The sequence below is a fragment of the Jeotgalibaca sp. A127 genome, from assembly GCF_052266745.1.
Lineage (GTDB): Bacteria > Bacillota > Bacilli > Lactobacillales > Aerococcaceae > Jeotgalibaca.
Window position 1 is genome coordinate 37,666 of record NZ_JBQPRC010000003.1, and the last position, 15,989, is coordinate 53,654.

Here is a 15,989-nt window from a genome sequence, read left to right on the forward strand (position 1 = left end):
CTTTCAATAATTAAGACAATTATATTTTAAAGCGGTTACATTATCTGGAAAATAAAAATCATGAGGCCAAAAATTCCAACCTCATGGTTTTATTTTGATTCGAGCGATATTATTATTACCTCTGGTCGATTCATAAAACGGAACGGTATCCCACTGTTTCCTAGTCCGCGATTCACAACCATAGTGGTATTTTTCTCAGTATATGTTCCCAACGAGTACTCTGGGAAAAAGCCTTGTCCGGGTGCAAACAGAGCTCCAAGAATTGGCAAACGAATTTGCCCGCCATGAGCATGCCCACTCAAAACAAGATCAATCTCTTCCTCGACGTAACTCGACATCTCTTCAGGGCGATGGGATAACAAAATTTGGTACCCTTCATCGGTGACTAATTTCTTTAGTTCTTGATGCATTCTTTCATATTTATCTTCAAAGGAAAGTGCTGAATTAATAAAATTAGGATCTTCAAGCCCCAGGATTCGTATGGATTCGTCATCTTTTTCAATCTTAATCTGGTGATTGTCCATCATTTTAACGCCGGCTGCTTCCATCTGCTTAGCCAATTTAGTGAATAAATCGAACCGACTCGCTTCGTGATTGCCCGTCACATAGTAAACCGGAGCAATTTCACATAACGATTCAATAACACCCATAGCAATATCTAAATCAGGAAACGTGCTGTCAATGAGGTCCCCCGTCACGGCAATCATATCTGGATTTTCTTCAGCAATCTTATCAATTAAGTCGGAACCAAAATCCTTATTGTGTAAATCCGAAACTTGAGCAATTTTAAATGAATCGAATGAATCTGGTATTTCGTCATCTCTGATTGTTAGATGATTTATTTCTAGTGCATTGGTACCCCAAAAAATGTAGCCGATGAGTATCAATAATACGATTCCTATCTTCTTACGCACTACTTTGACTCCTTATAAATTTTAATTATTTCCATAAATGCTTCACCATAATTGACAAGCTTACTTTGTCCAACACCATGAACAGCAAGAAACTCTTGATCTGTGGTTGGTAGTTTATCAGCCATGTCGATTAAACTCTTATCTGTGAAGACCACAAAGGGTGGTTTTCCTATGTCTTGCGCAATTTCCAAACGTAATTGACGCAGTTCTTCAAACAAACTTTCATCATAATCGACTACTTCAGCCATGGTATGCGGCTGTTCATCCAATATTTTCCGTGTCATCAACAATGTATCTTTTGCCTGCAATAATTCGTTTGTTTTCTGAGTGAAAACGAGGATTGGATACTTATCACCTGACAAAGCCAGATAGCCTTCACTCAACATCAAAGAAATAATATCCTTGATACTGCTATCCGTGTATTTTGCCATGATACCATAAGTTGAAAGATGGTCAAATTTAAATTGGCGAATACGTTCATTTTTTTTACCGCGTAAAACATCGGTGACCATTCCAGTACCAAAACGTTGATCCATACGATAAATACAAGACAAAATCTTTTGACACTCTACCGTTACGTCTACCGTTTCTGTATGACCGTCACAGTTTGAGCAATTTTCACAGCGGGTCCAGCTCGTTTCTTCATCAAAATAATTCAATATAAAACGACGTAAACATTTTCCCGTTTTGCAATAAGAAATCATGCGGTTTAATTTTTCCTTGGCATGTGGTTGATTTCCTTGTTCGATCAAAAAAGTATTCGTTATGATATCCTGCCCTGAGTACAAAAGTATAGCCTCGGCAGGTGCGCCATCACGTCCAGCCCGCCCTGCTTCTTGATAATAACTTTCCATATCCAAAGGCATATTATAATGGATCACTTTACGAACATTTGATTTATCGATACCCATTCCAAAGGCATTTGTCGCAACAATAATTGATTTGCGATCATAAATAAAATCGTCCTGATTCTTGTTACGTTCGTGCGCAGAAATACCAGCATGATAGTAAGTTACGGGAAGTCCTTTTTTGGCTAAATTATTATAGACGGTTTCGACATTTTTGCGGGTATTACAATAGATAATGGTCGAACCTTCTTTGTCAATGAAGCGTAAAACATCCTTGCTTTTTTGCTTGGAAGAAATAACCGAGAAATACAAATTCGGTCGGTCAAAACTCGCTACAAATTCGTGAGGTGACTGCAGACGCAATTGCTGGATGATATCATTTTTAACCAGTGTAGTAGCCGTCGCAGTAAAACCAGCGAAAGGAACACCCGCCCCGACTACATCCCGCAACTGGGGAATGGTCTGATAGCTTGGACGAAAGTCTTGGCCCCATTGCGAAATACAATGGGCTTCATCTACTGCAATAAGATTTATATTCATATGTTGAATGGTATTTAAAAAGTGCTCGCTCCCTATCCGTTCCGGCGCGATATACAATAAGTCATAATAGCCGAATAAAGCTTTATCCATTGTTTCGCGGTAAGCAGCTGTGTCCAATTGACTATTTATATACCCTGCCCGTACCCCCATCGTTTGCAAAGCGTCAACTTGATCTTTCATCAAGGAAATTAACGGGGAAATGACTAGACCAGTTCCTTCTTGGGTGATTGCTGGAATTTGGTAGCACAAGGATTTACCGCCACCAGTCGGCATAATCCCCAAGACATCCTGACCGTTCATCAAGGATTCAATTAATTCTTTTTGTCCAGGCCGAAAAGAATCATATCCATAAAATTCTTTTAATACTGTTTCTATTTTCTTCATGACATCGCTCCATCAAAAATCTCTTTTATTAGTATACACGAATTTTAAGAGCTTTGTGTTATTCAACTTCAGAATTAGGAACTTCTTTGAATCCTTCTGGCGTCCTTTCATAGATAATGTCATAAACTTCCTGTAAGAATAGACGATCATGTGAAATGGTAACATTTTTTTCTCCTATCTAAATTAAAATAGACCACCCGCAAGTTTCTGCGAGCAGTCTCTAGTCTCAGTGATAGAAAGACTGAATAGGTCCTGGGTGTTCTATCTAATTTAATCGTTGCAAAGGATTGTATCATTAAGGCAACATCGTTCCTTGTATGATTCATTTCAATCCACGCACTCACGAGGAGTGCGACTCACGCAAGACCAAATTAAAGCAATGTTGCTATTATTTCAATCCACGCACTCACGAGGAGTGCGACATGCTGATGCGGTTGAAGCGATTGAAAGACATATATTTCAATCCACGCACTCACGAGGAGTGCGACCCGTAATTTGTTCACGTTCAAGTTGGCTGAATACTATTTCAATCCACGCACTCACGAGGAGTGCGACGCATTTTGTTAATTGGCGAATCAACTGACGGATTATTTCAATCCACGCACTCACGAGGAGTGCGACCTTAATGCCACGAAAACAAAGTAGTCGCAACTTTCGATTTCAATCCACGCACTCACGAGGAGTGCGACTGGACGGTGTAGTCCCACTGCCCCTTTTCGAATGGATTTCAATCCACGCACTCACGAGGAGTGCGACACCTGATCACACCTGTGAGAAAGTATTAAAAGGAGATTTCAATCCACGCACTCACGAGGAGTGCGACCATATCGCGTCACTACACTGGTGGACGAAATGCGAATTTCAATCCACGCACTCACGAGGAGTGCGACCATCACACTGGCAAAACTACTGGACACGCTATCCAATTTCAATCCACGCACTCACGAGGAGTGCGACGTCAATACCATGTGACACGTCATCTGACTGACCTATTTCAATCCACGCACTCACGAGGAGTGCGACATCAAAAATTTCACGATTAAAAACGCTTTGGAAGTATTTCAATCCACGCACTCACGAGGAGTGCGACATTGTTTCCGACCCACTGGACACATACCTATCCCAATTTCAATCCACGCACTCACGAGGAGTGCGACTTGAAGAGTGGTCGTATCATTTCCTGGTTTAACGATTTCAATCCACGCACTCACGAGGAGTGCGACCGTGTTTCTTGCAAACGTGGTAAATGTTTCACGTATTTCAATCCACGCACTCACGAGGAGTGCGACATGATTTTCCTTATTGCTAAAGAATTCCACTGTTATTTCAATCCACGCACTCACGAGGAGTGCGACGTCACGCTTTACTCTAAACACACGCGTTGTATAGCGATTTCAATCCACGCACTCACGAGGAGTGCGACGCGACCTACAACACAATCTTCACCGGGAAGGCGGATTTCAATCCACGCACTCACGAGGAGTGCGACTGGAAATCGCTTATGACGAAATTAAAGGACGTACTGATTTCAATCCACGCACTCACGAGGAGTGCGACGGTATTTCATTCAGCGAGAAAGAATTGCTGATCGATTTCAATCCACGCACTCACGAGGAGTGCGACAAGACCTTCTAATCAAGATAAACGACCTTCTATATATTTCAATCCACGCACTCACGAGGAGTGCGACAGCATCGGTTTATACATTCAATAATGTTCCACGTATTTCAATCCACGCACTCACGAGGAGTGCGACTTCGGACGCTACAGTGACCGGTTCAACTACGCCGAATTTCAATCCACGCACTCACGAGGAGTGCGACTTGCAACGTAGTCAAAGCAATAAAGCAGACGCATTTCAATCCACGCACTCACGAGGAGTGCGACGTATAACCTACAGGTAAATCAGTTGCTGGGGTGATTTCAATCCACGCACTCACGAGGAGTGCGACCAGATAAGGAGTGACCCCCATGCGACCAGATAAATTTCAATCCACGCACTCACGAGGAGTGCGACACGATCCATTTTAAAAACGGGTATGTGTGGTTGATTTCAATCCACGCACTCACGAGGAGTGCGACCCAAATATTGTCTTTGTTCCAAATGTGTTGAATTATTTCAATCCACGCACTCACGAGGAGTGCGACACAGACCAGCCACCAGTGTTCGCCCTGAAGTCAATTTCAATCCACGCACTCACGAGGAGTGCGACAGCAACGCTAATTGGATATTTCTTCGACATCACAATTTCAATCCACGCACTCACGAGGAGTGCGACCGCAACGCCAAAGGGACCGTTATAGCCTGTATTGATTTCAATCCACGCACTCACGAGGAGTGCGACAATATTTCCGATCCGTCGATTTTCACAAATACAGATTTCAATCCACGCACTCACGAGGAGTGCGACGATAAACAACGTGGTATTAACAGGCAGATTGACATTTCAATCCACGCACTCACGAGGAGTGCGACTTTTTCCATGTAAAGTTTTTTGGCTGGATTGCACGATTTCAATCCACGCACTCACGAGGAGTGCGACGCAAGAGACGTTTAACAAGACAAAGGAAGAGTCTATTTCAATCCACGCACTCACGAGGAGTGCGACCGTTAAGAATAGAGCCGATATCACCTGTTTCCAATTTCAATCCACGCACTCACGAGGAGTGCGACCGCCTGTATCGGACACGTTTGCCCACACGTGTAATATTTCAATCCACGCACTCACGAGGAGTGCGACCCGGTCACTGTAGCGTCCGAATACCCGTGTCCAATTTCAATCCACGCACTCACGAGGAGTGCGACCATCATGCCTTCTGTGGGTTCAACCTCACCACGATTTCAATCCACGCACTCACGAGGAGTGCGACTTGTTCCTGTGTAAGTACGTGGGTTCGCATACTTATTTCAATCCACGCACTCACGAGGAGTGCGACCGTCGCGACTGCCGATTTGCTTGTTCCCCACTTGATTTCAATCCACGCACTCACGAGGAGTGCGACATTAAAAGTAACGCCTACCCCCTCCAATTGAACCAATTTCAATCCACGCACTCACGAGGAGTGCGACTTATAACCCACTGTGATAACTTCCCCAGTCATAACCATTTCAATCCACGCACTCACGAGGAGTGCGACTATAACCAGACAGAAAATTATGAAGTAGATTCATTTCAATCCACGCACTCACGAGGAGTGCGACCCTGATAGCCTGGTCTTCCTGGTCAGTGAGTGCTGATTTCAATCCACGCACTCACGAGGAGTGCGACCTATAGTAGTAATCTGTCTTTGTCTTCAGGGAAATTTCAATCCACGCACTCACGAGGAGTGCGACGGTTAGTCTTCTTATTTCATCTTTCTGTTGTGCTATTTCAATCCACGCACTCACGAGGAGTGCGACGAAACATACTTCAATGTAGCTAAGGACAGGATCGAATTTCAATCCACGCACTCACGAGGAGTGCGACTTACAGTTGGGGCAAATGATGTTTGACAACTCACTATTTCAATCCACGCACTCACGAGGAGTGCGACAAATAACGTTGTGATTTTAACTTGCATCGATATGATTTCAATCCACGCACTCACGAGGAGTGCGACGTCTGGTTTTGGAATCGGGATATTGTAGGTTGACAATTTCAATCCACGCACTCACGAGGAGTGCGACTCGCGCCGACCAGGTCGACAGTGATGTTCGTACCATTTCAATCCACGCACTCACGAGGAGTGCGACAAGACCATGGCTTTGGCAACTCTAAGATTCTATAAATTTCAATCCACGCACTCACGAGGAGTGCGACGATAAGCGGTAATCGTCATAATTGATAGAAGACATTTCAATCCACGCACTCACGAGGAGTGCGACAAGTACATTCCAGTCAAGAACAAGAAAGCAATCCTATTTCAATCCACGCACTCACGAGGAGTGCGACAGCATGATTTTTCGCTCTCAGCAATCTCGTATTATTTCAATCCACGCACTCACGAGGAGTGCGACGTTTCAAATTGTGCTGTTGTCATGGCATCATCTGTTATTTCAATCCACGCACTCACGAGGAGTGCGACTCAAATTCTCAAACGTATCACTGACAAACGTCTTATTTCAATCCACGCACTCACGAGGAGTGCGACAGCGAATTATATCTATAATCGTCCAATATATTATTAAATCTATAGAAAACGATAGTTCAATCCGCTAAAAAAGCAATATTATAGCAATGGACAGCAACAATATTACATAAAAGGTGTGCGAACCTCCCAGATTTTTTATGTCCGCTTATGGTTCGCACTAGAACAATAATACATCTTCTAAATCCAAAGCTTTTTTTGTTCCGAAGTGTTCAACTTTATTTTTGTGATTGTTACCTATATTATACACTCTTAAGCTGTCCACGTTCGTATCAATAATTTCCAACAACTTAATCTTAAGCTCTGTAAGCTGCGTGTTATCCACAATACATTCAAATACAGAATTTTGTACTCTTTGACCATAATTCTGACAGACCTTCGAAACCTTTCGCAATCTGGTCCTTCCAGCTTTATCTGATACACTTACATCATAAGTTACTAATGCTAGCATCTATTCCACCTACTTCCATAAAAAAGGAGGATATTGATCAAGGTCTCCTCTGATCAGCCTTGCCAGTAAAAGACTTTGCGCGTAAGGAGCTAACCCCCAAGATATCTTTTCATCTAAAAATGGATGTGTAATCGTTTCTTGTTTTTTTTTTGCCAAGCAGTAATAAATTTTTTCCTGCCTTCATCAGTCATGATTACCGAGCCATTTTCTTTACTAACGAAATCCTGATCATTAATCACTTTCAAATTGATTAACGAAATCACAAACCTGTCAGCCATGATGCCTCGAAATTCTTCCATCAAATCTAAAGCCAAGGATACCCTTCCAGGGCGATCACGATGCATAAATCCCACATAAGCATCTAACCCCACTTGCTCTAATGCTCCAGCAAAATCGATAGACAGAAGTGTGTACGCGAAGGACAGCATAGCATTTACATTATCCAGAGGTGGTCTTCTATTTCTCCCGTTGAAATAAAAGTGATCTTTTTGTTTTAAAATCATCTGGTTAAACATACGATTATAGACGACCGCAGCTTGTCCTTCAAATCCTCTTAAGGATTCGAAATTATCACAAGCCCTTATGTCTTTTAGTAGGACAGTTAATTGTTTGGAAGCAGTTCTCATTTCTTCTGCATCCACCAATAATGAATGATCCCTAATAGTCCTCTCAATTATCCACTTATGATTATAGACTTTGCCTATAATGAAGTTTCTAGCGATTGCTAAAGATTCACATACATCATCAGAAATCTGATATTGCCTTTTTCGAAGGGTTACATTACCTTTGGATGGACCAATTACCCGTGCCATAAATTTCCCGCTCTGTCGCATAAAAGTCAATGATACATTGTGTTCAACACAATACCTCATTAACGCGGGACTCGCACCTGTATATCCAAATGTAACAATGGATTCAAGATTGTGCATCGGGACCCGGCCAATTCTTGTATCGTTATTTAAAACTACAAGGTTATCTCCATCCAGAGAAAGATAGGAATCAGGTGTCGTCACATAAATAGTATTAAGTAGTTTCTTCAAATTGTAGTCTCCTATCCAAATAAGAACTGACAGTTTCCTTATTCATGAGTTTTGGTAAACATACATCTTTTAAAGAGCAACGTTCGCAATGTGGCCCAGTCTTAACTTTTGGAGTATATCTTTTGGAATATAAGTCATGCATCTCAGAAATTTTTTTTCTTACACTTTCCCGTAAATCTAAAGTGATTGGTATTTCTGTTCTTCTTTTTATTTCATTATAGAATAGAAACCCCACATTTATCGTACAAAAGAGCATTTCCTCCAAACACATGGCTTGTGCAACCATCTGAAAAACGTCAGCATCATTTTTTTTTGGTTTTCCGTGTTTGTATTCAATCGGAATAGGAAGATATAACCCATCTTCACCATGAATCGCTACGCCGTTTTTATCTTGAATAAATTCAACAACATCACATACTCCAGATATTCCTAAGGAATGAGATTTTACCGGCATTCCGCGTATGATAAGTTTCTCTTTTCTTTTTTCTCGTATAAAGGGTTCATCTGCTTTTTTATGCAGATTTTGCCCCGCAATCGTTAAATAATTTTCTTCCCATTGTTGTTCGATGTGAATCAGAGCCCATTGTCTCTTGCAAAATTCAAAATGTTGAATACCAGATAGCAAGAGAAAGTCATCTTCATTATAACCCATCCAATATCTCCACATCTAAATTATCCAGAGTTTCAAGTGTCACCTTGTAATCATCAAAAGAAGATGGATGCTCAGTTTTCTTCTCTAGGCTTAGCAAGCGATGTACTTTTGCTGAAGAATACTGACCTAACTTAGAATTATGATTCCACCAATAAACCTTATTAACTTCCATACTACCATCCGGTCTTGCTGATGACACATCATTTGCGAATAACGTTTGAAGTGCCATTTTTATTTTTTCGGCATCTTCATTTGTGAAACCGGTTTTTTCCGCAAGTTGCGTATTGATACTACCCTTTAGAACGTATACACCAAACTCAACAAAATGCTTCATCCCCATTGTGTCGGATCCTTTTGTATCTGAAGTGGTCGAGTTAACACTCTTAGTAATCTGCATACTGGTAACGTCAACTGGATCAACACTCACTGCCGTTTGGATAGAAACCGGACCTCGAACACCAACTGAAAGTTCAGAACCCTTGAATGCGAATACTTGGCCAAAGCTACGGACATCTGTCCATTCCGAGCATGCAATCGAAGCAAATTCATCAGATGAAATCTTAGATTTTTTATCAGTTAGTGCTTTTTTCAATGTTTCATTCGAATCAGCCCGGTCTCTCAAAGAAGCAAATCCATCGTCAGAGCGATCTTGCGATTGCACAAATATGGATTCACCCGTATCCTGAAGTCTATTCCGGATTTTTCTTTTTAGACACACATCCGATATTTCACCTTTTCCATCATAATTTTGACGTGGTCTATTTCCGTTCAGAGGGTCTCCATTTGGGTTGGCTTTTGTCACCGAAATGATTGCTGCAAAATCGATTTTGTGATCTAATACTGACATGTTTGTTTCCTCCTTTTTATTATTCGGCTGATGTTGTTACAGTTAAAGCATCGGTTTTCTGTTTTTTAGTGTACAATTCTTGCCTTTGACTCGAATAACCCAATAAGTAGACACTTTTCAATGGTTTGTTATTGAAATCTTCAAATTCGATCTTGGAAAGTATTTCATCAATCATTTTTGTATAAAATACAGATTTGTCTCCGAGTCTTGCTTTATAAGGCTGAATTGCTTTTTGAATGATTTCCCAAGTTCGACTCGGGTGCTGTGAAAATGCAGTCATATACCTCTCTGCATTTGTAATCCGCTTTTTCTCATCGCTCCGCAACGCAGTATTTTCAAGGACATCGGCTACAGCCAGTAACCTCCCGAAAAGATAGCTCCTATCCCTAATGCTATTATCTAATCCCACACCACTCGCTCCCTTCTCATTTACCAAGGCACAGGCAACACCCAAAACTTTCTCCCATTCCCATCTCTCCATAGCAACCGGATTACTTGCTCTTCTGACACAGGATTCAATGATATCCCTAGGAATGTTTCTTCCTTCAATTACGCACGGAAGGAGCCTCTCTACAACAGACTTAATCACTTTGTTGTTTGCCCTCTCGCCATGAGCTGCAATTGCAATATTCTTTATGGATGGTGCACCAAAAAATATTTTTTTCTCTTCACCTATTTGCCGCCATGTATGTTTTGAGTGCCATTCTTTAATTTTTTCGAGATACTCCTCCGCATCTATCTTTCTGTAATATATAACTGCCATTCTTCCTGTAGTCGCAGCATCCAGGACCATGACGATAACTTTAGAATCAGTCTTTAAATCATGTTTATACCCATCAATGGCTTTGGAGAGTTCAATAGAAAATGCTTGTTGGGTTTCTGCGTCCCCAGCTACAGTTTCTCCGCTCCCAAGAGGATCAACGTATTCTAATCTATCATTTCCCCATACCAATATGACTCTTCCGTCTATATCTTTCCCTTGTCTATTTATGAGCCATTTCAATGCATTATGCGATTTTTGGGACGCTTCGTAGCTGATTCCTGCAACTTCATTTGAAGTGCTGAATCTTCCTCTAAAAGTAAATCCACTTGTATCATTTCCTGATATCAATTTAGCTTTGTCAGCTGGATTGCGGATTTTATTGGCATGTTTCTCTGTGGCTGGCTGCATTTCTCCAGTCACAAAACACAAATCACTGTCCTTTAATTTCGTATTATAATAAGCGATAAAACTATTTTGTACTTCGGGATCCATCCAAACCTTATTGCTGACTTGATCCGGGTAATACACATCAAATCGGACAAACGCGGCGTCCTGATTGCCGGCCACTACACCAAAAATTTCCGGTCGCTCCCCTAATGTGCTATCCCATTTGCTCAGCAATTGATGTTTTTCATTGGACCATAACTTTTTATCTTTTATAAGATCTTCAATCAATGTTCCCTTTAACAAGTAAGAGTATATGCTCTCAATTTTAGGTACTGAAAAAGATGATTCTCTCCATCCTTTCAATTGCTTTATGTATTCGGAATAATCATTAACTTTTTTAGGATCTCCGCCGTACGAATTATAATCTCCAGCTACATAACTTAATTTATCATGAATAGGATATGGTGCGGTTTTCGCTCCGGCGCGGCTCGCTGATTCTTCTGTAGCTGGAATTACTGTCGTTGCGTCCTCTTTGGGTATGACAAAAGCAGAATGGAATTGACCGTCTTCCGTAACATGAACTTCTATGTGTGCAGATTGAGTGGTATGCGATATGGGTAGCAGCATAAACGCTTGTCCATTCCTTTTATATTCTGTAATGCCTATAGATGACTCGTTTTGGTTGTACGTCTCGTATAAGTCCATTAACCAACTCATCGCTTTCTCCTTTCGTTATTCATCAGCGTTCAATTCAAAATCCACATTTGTTTCATCAAAATGTTTTGCCTGCATTTTTTTGATTGGTCTAATATTTTTGCAATCCTCTGGCCTCTCAAACCGTACTATTCCGTTTTTCATAACAGGATTCCACAACCGGACTTCAAGCATGTTTTTCCCTGTTTCATCAGGATAATTCAGACCATGAACCATGGTCCCAAAATGCGTTTCATCGTAATCATCATAATGTCCTGGTGCCTCTCCAAAAGTAACAGGTTCTACATACGCTTGGCACTCTCTTGTTCCCAAAAAGATATCCCGTCTCCCCCCCATTTCGAGGGATCTTTTTAAGATATTATGATGCTTATGCTCGTTCCGATCCGCCGCCAAATCCGGGCGATGTGGATTGAATTCAAAGTGCGCTTTGACCTCATATTTCACCTCTCTAAGATAGGTGTAATTTGCGAGCGTATTACCTCCCCCATAATTTATCGGTCTAATACCTTTCGATTCCATCCGAATTGGATTCATGATTCTGACTTCGTCAATATAATAGATGATTGTTGGCTTCCAGTAAACGCTTTCAATAATTCCTTTAAGCGACTGATAGGTCGGTATTTGATAGGACAGTTTTTCACCTCCCATCTTGGTTAATGGATCTGTGAACAAGGCATACGGTCCATACAAGACAAACTCAACACTGTTTCTCATAACTACCCTTCTTTCTTTCTATTTGTGTTCATTATATTACTCAATTATTTTTTAGTCAAATATAATACATAATACATGAAAGGTAAATATCAATTATTTTAACGTGAGAAAATAATATGCTATAATGTACTTGTCGCTTAATGCGTGGATTGAAAAATGTAATATGTGTTATAAGAGTTGGGCTTATCCTTTTGTGGATAAGCCTTTTTCTTTTGGCTATGCAATAAATCGTTTTTTTTAAATTTGGCAGTCCTGCATTTTACTGTTGTTCTCATAATCGATCCCATAGAATTCATTGTATGCAGTTGGAAGGATTGTATATATGGAGCCATCATAGAGATATTGCAATGCTCCACTTTCTTTCAGCTTCGCGAAATCATTCGCATAAACATTGACCGTGTATTGTTGTGCCTTCTTTAACAGACCGGTCAAATCTGCTATCCCATGTCGCCGATTTAGATCAGCTATCAGCTCTCTGCCCTCATCTTCAAAAGGAACAATGATAGGCTTTGTATTTTCATCAATTACATAAAATTGTTCGGCCGCGTATGTATGAGCAGCTTGCAGCAAAGTCACATTGTTAAAATTCTCTTTAGATTTTCCCATATATGCCTTTTGAAAAGGACACTCCAGCAAGACTTTCACCATTGTTGATCTCGTATTCCCGCCAATAATTTGAAGTGGATAATCAATCAATGACTCGATTTCGTTGTAATATTTTTCAAAATACAACTTGATCACATCAGGTGACAGTAAATCGGTTCTATTATCTTCGTGTTCTTTCTCCAAATCCAATAATTTTTGTCTGGTAACCTTCTGACCTTTTTCGATTTCGATTAAGCTGCCTATTTTTTCTTCTCCGTAATCAATTACATAAACCTGCCCAATATTTTTTTCTGCGTTTCTATTGCATCTTCCTGCGGCTTGAGCAATCGAATCTATTCCCGCAATCGACCTGATTGCGCATTCGAAGCTTATATCCACGCCCGCTTCAATCAATTGTGTACTCACGCAAATAGTCTTCTTTTGATGATAGAGGTCATCTTTAACTTTCTCCAGTATAGCAGTCCTGTGTTTTGCACACATGGATGTACTCAGATGATAGACATTCGTATCAGCAATCATCGCATCAAGTAAAATAAACAGATCCTTTGCAGCTTTTTTTGTGTTCAAAATGATGAGTAAACTCTGATTTTCTTGCATTAGCCCTTCCACAAAAATTGTCAAATCCTCTTTGCTCATCTTACCTTCTTTTACTTTGTCTATTATTTCAGTTCTTTTAAAAGCTTTTACCACTTCCGGTAAATTGTTGACAATTTCATCTTTCACACAGATTTTTCGTTTTATGGACTCTAGCCCTGGTTGCGTAGCTGTGCACAACAGAATGGATGAATTCCCCATCTTATCCAGAAAATTAACTGACTCAGAGAATAGCGAAAGACACTTAGATGGAACTTTTTGAACCTCATCAAAAATGATGACAGCATTCGTGAGATTATGTAATCTTCTGGTGTGTCTGTTTCCCTTCGCATAAAAGGCATTCAAGTACTGTACCATCGTAGTAAAAATGATAGGAGCATCCCAGTTGTCAGTTGCTAATCTTATTTTCTCTCTTTTGTTCATCAGCATTTCATCAAGTTCATCATCCTGTTCTTTTTCATTCGACGACCCGAAGTCAACGTTGGAATGGTGTTCAATGATGTTAGTATCATCATCAAGTATTGCTTTAACCAGTTTAGCATTCTGATCGATGATGGAGGTGTAAGGTATCACATAGATGATTCTTTCTTTGCCATGCTCTAATGCGTGGTTGAGAGCGTATCTGAGGCTCGCCAACGTTTTTCCGCCGCCGGTTGGAATCGATAACGAGTAGATTCCACTTTCATTTTTTGCGAACTTCTTGCATTCCTCTGACATGTCCATTCGCAACTGATTGATAGCTGTTCTTGAAGCATGTGGTTGCTGTAAGCCGATTAAATGCATCTCTAATTTCGTATTATATAATTCGAACAAATCATGTGTATTTTTTCCAATATGCTCATTTCCCTCTTCAAATAGCCGCGTGTTAGTTCGATCTGCATCCACCAAGGCACTGAAAATAAAAGTAGTCAAATAATACAAACTAGTCCGTAAAGGTACTGGGGTAGATTGTATTATGTACTCTCCAATTTCAGCTACAGCTTTATTGATATAATTCGCAAAAGACGACTCATCCATAACTTTACTGTAGAAGTAGCCGCTAAATTCTTCGTAATTTACATAAACATCTTTTTTTTCTTCTTTATTTACCCTGCTCAAGTATTTGGAATCAAGTGACGGATTATTGAAGTCTTTTAAAAATCCATGATGGGAAATGATTGCATTACCAACCAATTCAGCAAGGATTTTTTCATTTGTGGAAGAACCGTTTTTATGCAGTAATTCGTAAAGAAACATTCCTCCAGCAGTAGAATGATCTACACTTCCACGTTTCGGTGGGTTATCCGGATTTTCTACAGCCTTCTTAATATAAGTTGAAAATTCTTCTGTGAATTTCCCCAAGTCGTGAAGCATTCCTGCTAATCCTGTTACATGTGCCACATTAACACGCTCTCCATACGATTCTGCCAATTTTTTGACTTCCAGAAGATGCTGCTCAACGGTTTGGATTTTATTATCGGACTTTCTGATGTGTGCAATCGATTCCATTAACATAGCCACCAATCTGTATTGTAAGTTTTCTATCGATTATTTAAATTAATTAAATATTCCTAAATTTAATTAATTAATATTTATGCATTAATGATATAGTTTTTTACATCTTATTACAATCATTTTTCATTAAAAATTGTCAAAAAATCATAGTTATCGTATTTTTATTCTGAACTTCATTTCCTTAACCATATACACTAGCCCTACAGCAGACTAACTTCTAATCGCTTTTCTGAATGTTTTAATCGAAATATTTAAATTTTGCACTACACTCTTTTCGACTTTAGGGAATCAAAAATAGAATATGTCAAATATCCTCTCTCGGAATCTGAGTAATACTCATTCAGACATTGAAATGCTAATTTTCCAGAAGATTCCAGTCTGCTTTGAACGAGTGTGATTCTACGGATGGTTTGTTGAGTTTTTACTGTAGTTACACCGATGCATAACGACAATGATTGTGCGCATTTTATGACCTAAAGCACTCATTTGTTCCGTTGGCATAGGTATGCAATAAACCATGTCAACCACTATATGTTGGAAAACTATAGTACGCAGCCACATTCTAAATGGAACTAAAGTGAATTACTTTAGTACAAACCCGCTGAAAAGAAAAAAATCGTGCTTGAATTAGGTGTAAACGATCTGATGCAATCCGAATGAATGATGGACTTAGCCCAGCTTCCTCCTATTTTGGATTTCGCTACCGCTCTGCAGACTATGCGATAAATAGTTGGGATTTCTGTATTGTGACTTATCAAAATACAGAGAAGGAACAACCACCTCCGCAGGTGACTGTTCCTTCTCTGTATTGTTTCTGTCCAACTAAAGGCCAAATAACGGATTATGGGATAATCAATCTATTGGCGGGGCTCACTTAACCCCTTCTATATTTTGGCCAGTTCGTGTTATTTTT

At 40.2% G+C, this 15,989-nt stretch carries 8 protein-coding genes, 1 pseudogene and 1 CRISPR repeat array; all 9 genes and pseudogenes read right to left on the bottom strand.

Going from position 1 to position 15,989, the window contains the following annotated elements; genetic code table 11:
• Positions 1–89 precede the first annotated feature (89 nt).
• The 9 genes and pseudogenes from ACTVAI_RS04235 to cas3 all read right to left on the bottom strand — a co-directional run bounded on the left by ACTVAI_RS04235 (position 90) and on the right by cas3 (position 15,070).
• Complete coding sequence (locus ACTVAI_RS04235; protein ID WP_443485957.1) at positions 90–914, bottom strand: metallophosphoesterase; 825 nt, start codon at positions 912–914, stop codon at positions 90–92.
• Entirely contained in the window at positions 914–2,686 is a 1,773-nt protein-coding gene (gene recQ, locus ACTVAI_RS04240) for a DNA helicase RecQ (protein ID WP_443485958.1), read from the bottom strand. Before recQ ends, ACTVAI_RS04235 begins: the two co-directional genes overlap by 1 nt.
• Positions 2,687–3,010: 324 nt before the next feature.
• Positions 3,011–6,817: direct repeats of the CRISPR family, unit length 32 nt; unit sequence ATTTCAATCCACGCACTCACGAGGAGTGCGAC.
• 157 nt (positions 6,818–6,974) lie between these two features.
• The gene (gene cas2 / locus ACTVAI_RS04245; protein ID WP_443485959.1) at positions 6,975–7,265 is read right to left on the bottom strand and encodes a CRISPR-associated endonuclease Cas2; all 291 of its coding nucleotides are present in this window, start codon (positions 7,263–7,265) and stop codon (positions 6,975–6,977) included.
• 9 nt (positions 7,266–7,274) lie between these two features.
• Positions 7,275–8,305 (bottom strand): annotated as a pseudogene (gene cas1c / locus ACTVAI_RS04250) (type I-C CRISPR-associated endonuclease Cas1c).
• The gene (gene cas4, locus ACTVAI_RS04255) at positions 8,289–8,957 is read right to left on the bottom strand and encodes a CRISPR-associated protein Cas4 (protein WP_443485960.1); all 669 of its coding nucleotides are present in this window, start codon (positions 8,955–8,957) and stop codon (positions 8,289–8,291) included. The pseudogene cas1c and the gene cas4 overlap by 17 nt, the downstream one beginning before the upstream one ends.
• Positions 8,947–9,804 carry a type I-C CRISPR-associated protein Cas7/Csd2 gene (gene cas7c / locus ACTVAI_RS04260; RefSeq protein WP_443485961.1) on the bottom strand — a complete coding sequence of 286 codons (858 nt, stop codon included), beginning with the start codon at positions 9,802–9,804 and terminating at the stop codon, positions 8,947–8,949. The genes cas4 and cas7c overlap by 11 nt, the downstream gene beginning before the upstream one ends.
• A gap of 19 nt (positions 9,805–9,823) precedes the next feature.
• The gene (gene cas8c / locus ACTVAI_RS04265) at positions 9,824–11,671 is read right to left on the bottom strand and encodes a type I-C CRISPR-associated protein Cas8c/Csd1 (protein WP_443485962.1); all 1,848 of its coding nucleotides are present in this window, start codon (positions 11,669–11,671) and stop codon (positions 9,824–9,826) included.
• 15 nt (positions 11,672–11,686) lie between these two features.
• On the bottom strand, positions 11,687–12,382 hold the full coding sequence (gene cas5c, locus ACTVAI_RS04270; RefSeq protein ID WP_443485963.1) for a type I-C CRISPR-associated protein Cas5c: 696 nt from the start codon (positions 12,380–12,382) through the stop codon (positions 11,687–11,689).
• 237 nt (positions 12,383–12,619) lie between these two features.
• Positions 12,620–15,070, bottom strand: coding sequence for a CRISPR-associated helicase Cas3' (cas3, locus tag ACTVAI_RS04275; protein ID WP_443485964.1), 2,451 nt, complete (start codon positions 15,068–15,070; stop codon positions 12,620–12,622).
• Positions 15,071–15,989 lie beyond the last annotated feature (919 nt).

Coding starts and splice junctions, on each gene's coding strand:
- recQ (WP_443485958.1), bottom strand. CDS start 2,686: ATGAAGAAAATAGAAACAGTATTAAAAGAATTTTATGGATATGATTCT.
- cas2 (WP_443485959.1), bottom strand. CDS start 7,265: ATGCTAGCATTAGTAACTTATGATGTAAGTGTATCAGATAAAGCTGGA.
- cas4 (WP_443485960.1), bottom strand. CDS start 8,957: ATGGGTTATAATGAAGATGACTTTCTCTTGCTATCTGGTATTCAACAT.
- cas7c (WP_443485961.1), bottom strand. CDS start 9,804: ATGTCAGTATTAGATCACAAAATCGATTTTGCAGCAATCATTTCGGTG.
- cas8c (WP_443485962.1), bottom strand. CDS start 11,671: ATGAGTTGGTTAATGGACTTATACGAGACGTACAACCAAAACGAGTCA.
- cas5c (WP_443485963.1), bottom strand. CDS start 12,382: ATGAGAAACAGTGTTGAGTTTGTCTTGTATGGACCGTATGCCTTGTTC.
- cas3 (WP_443485964.1), bottom strand. CDS start 15,070: ATGGAATCGATTGCACACATCAGAAAGTCCGATAATAAAATCCAAACC.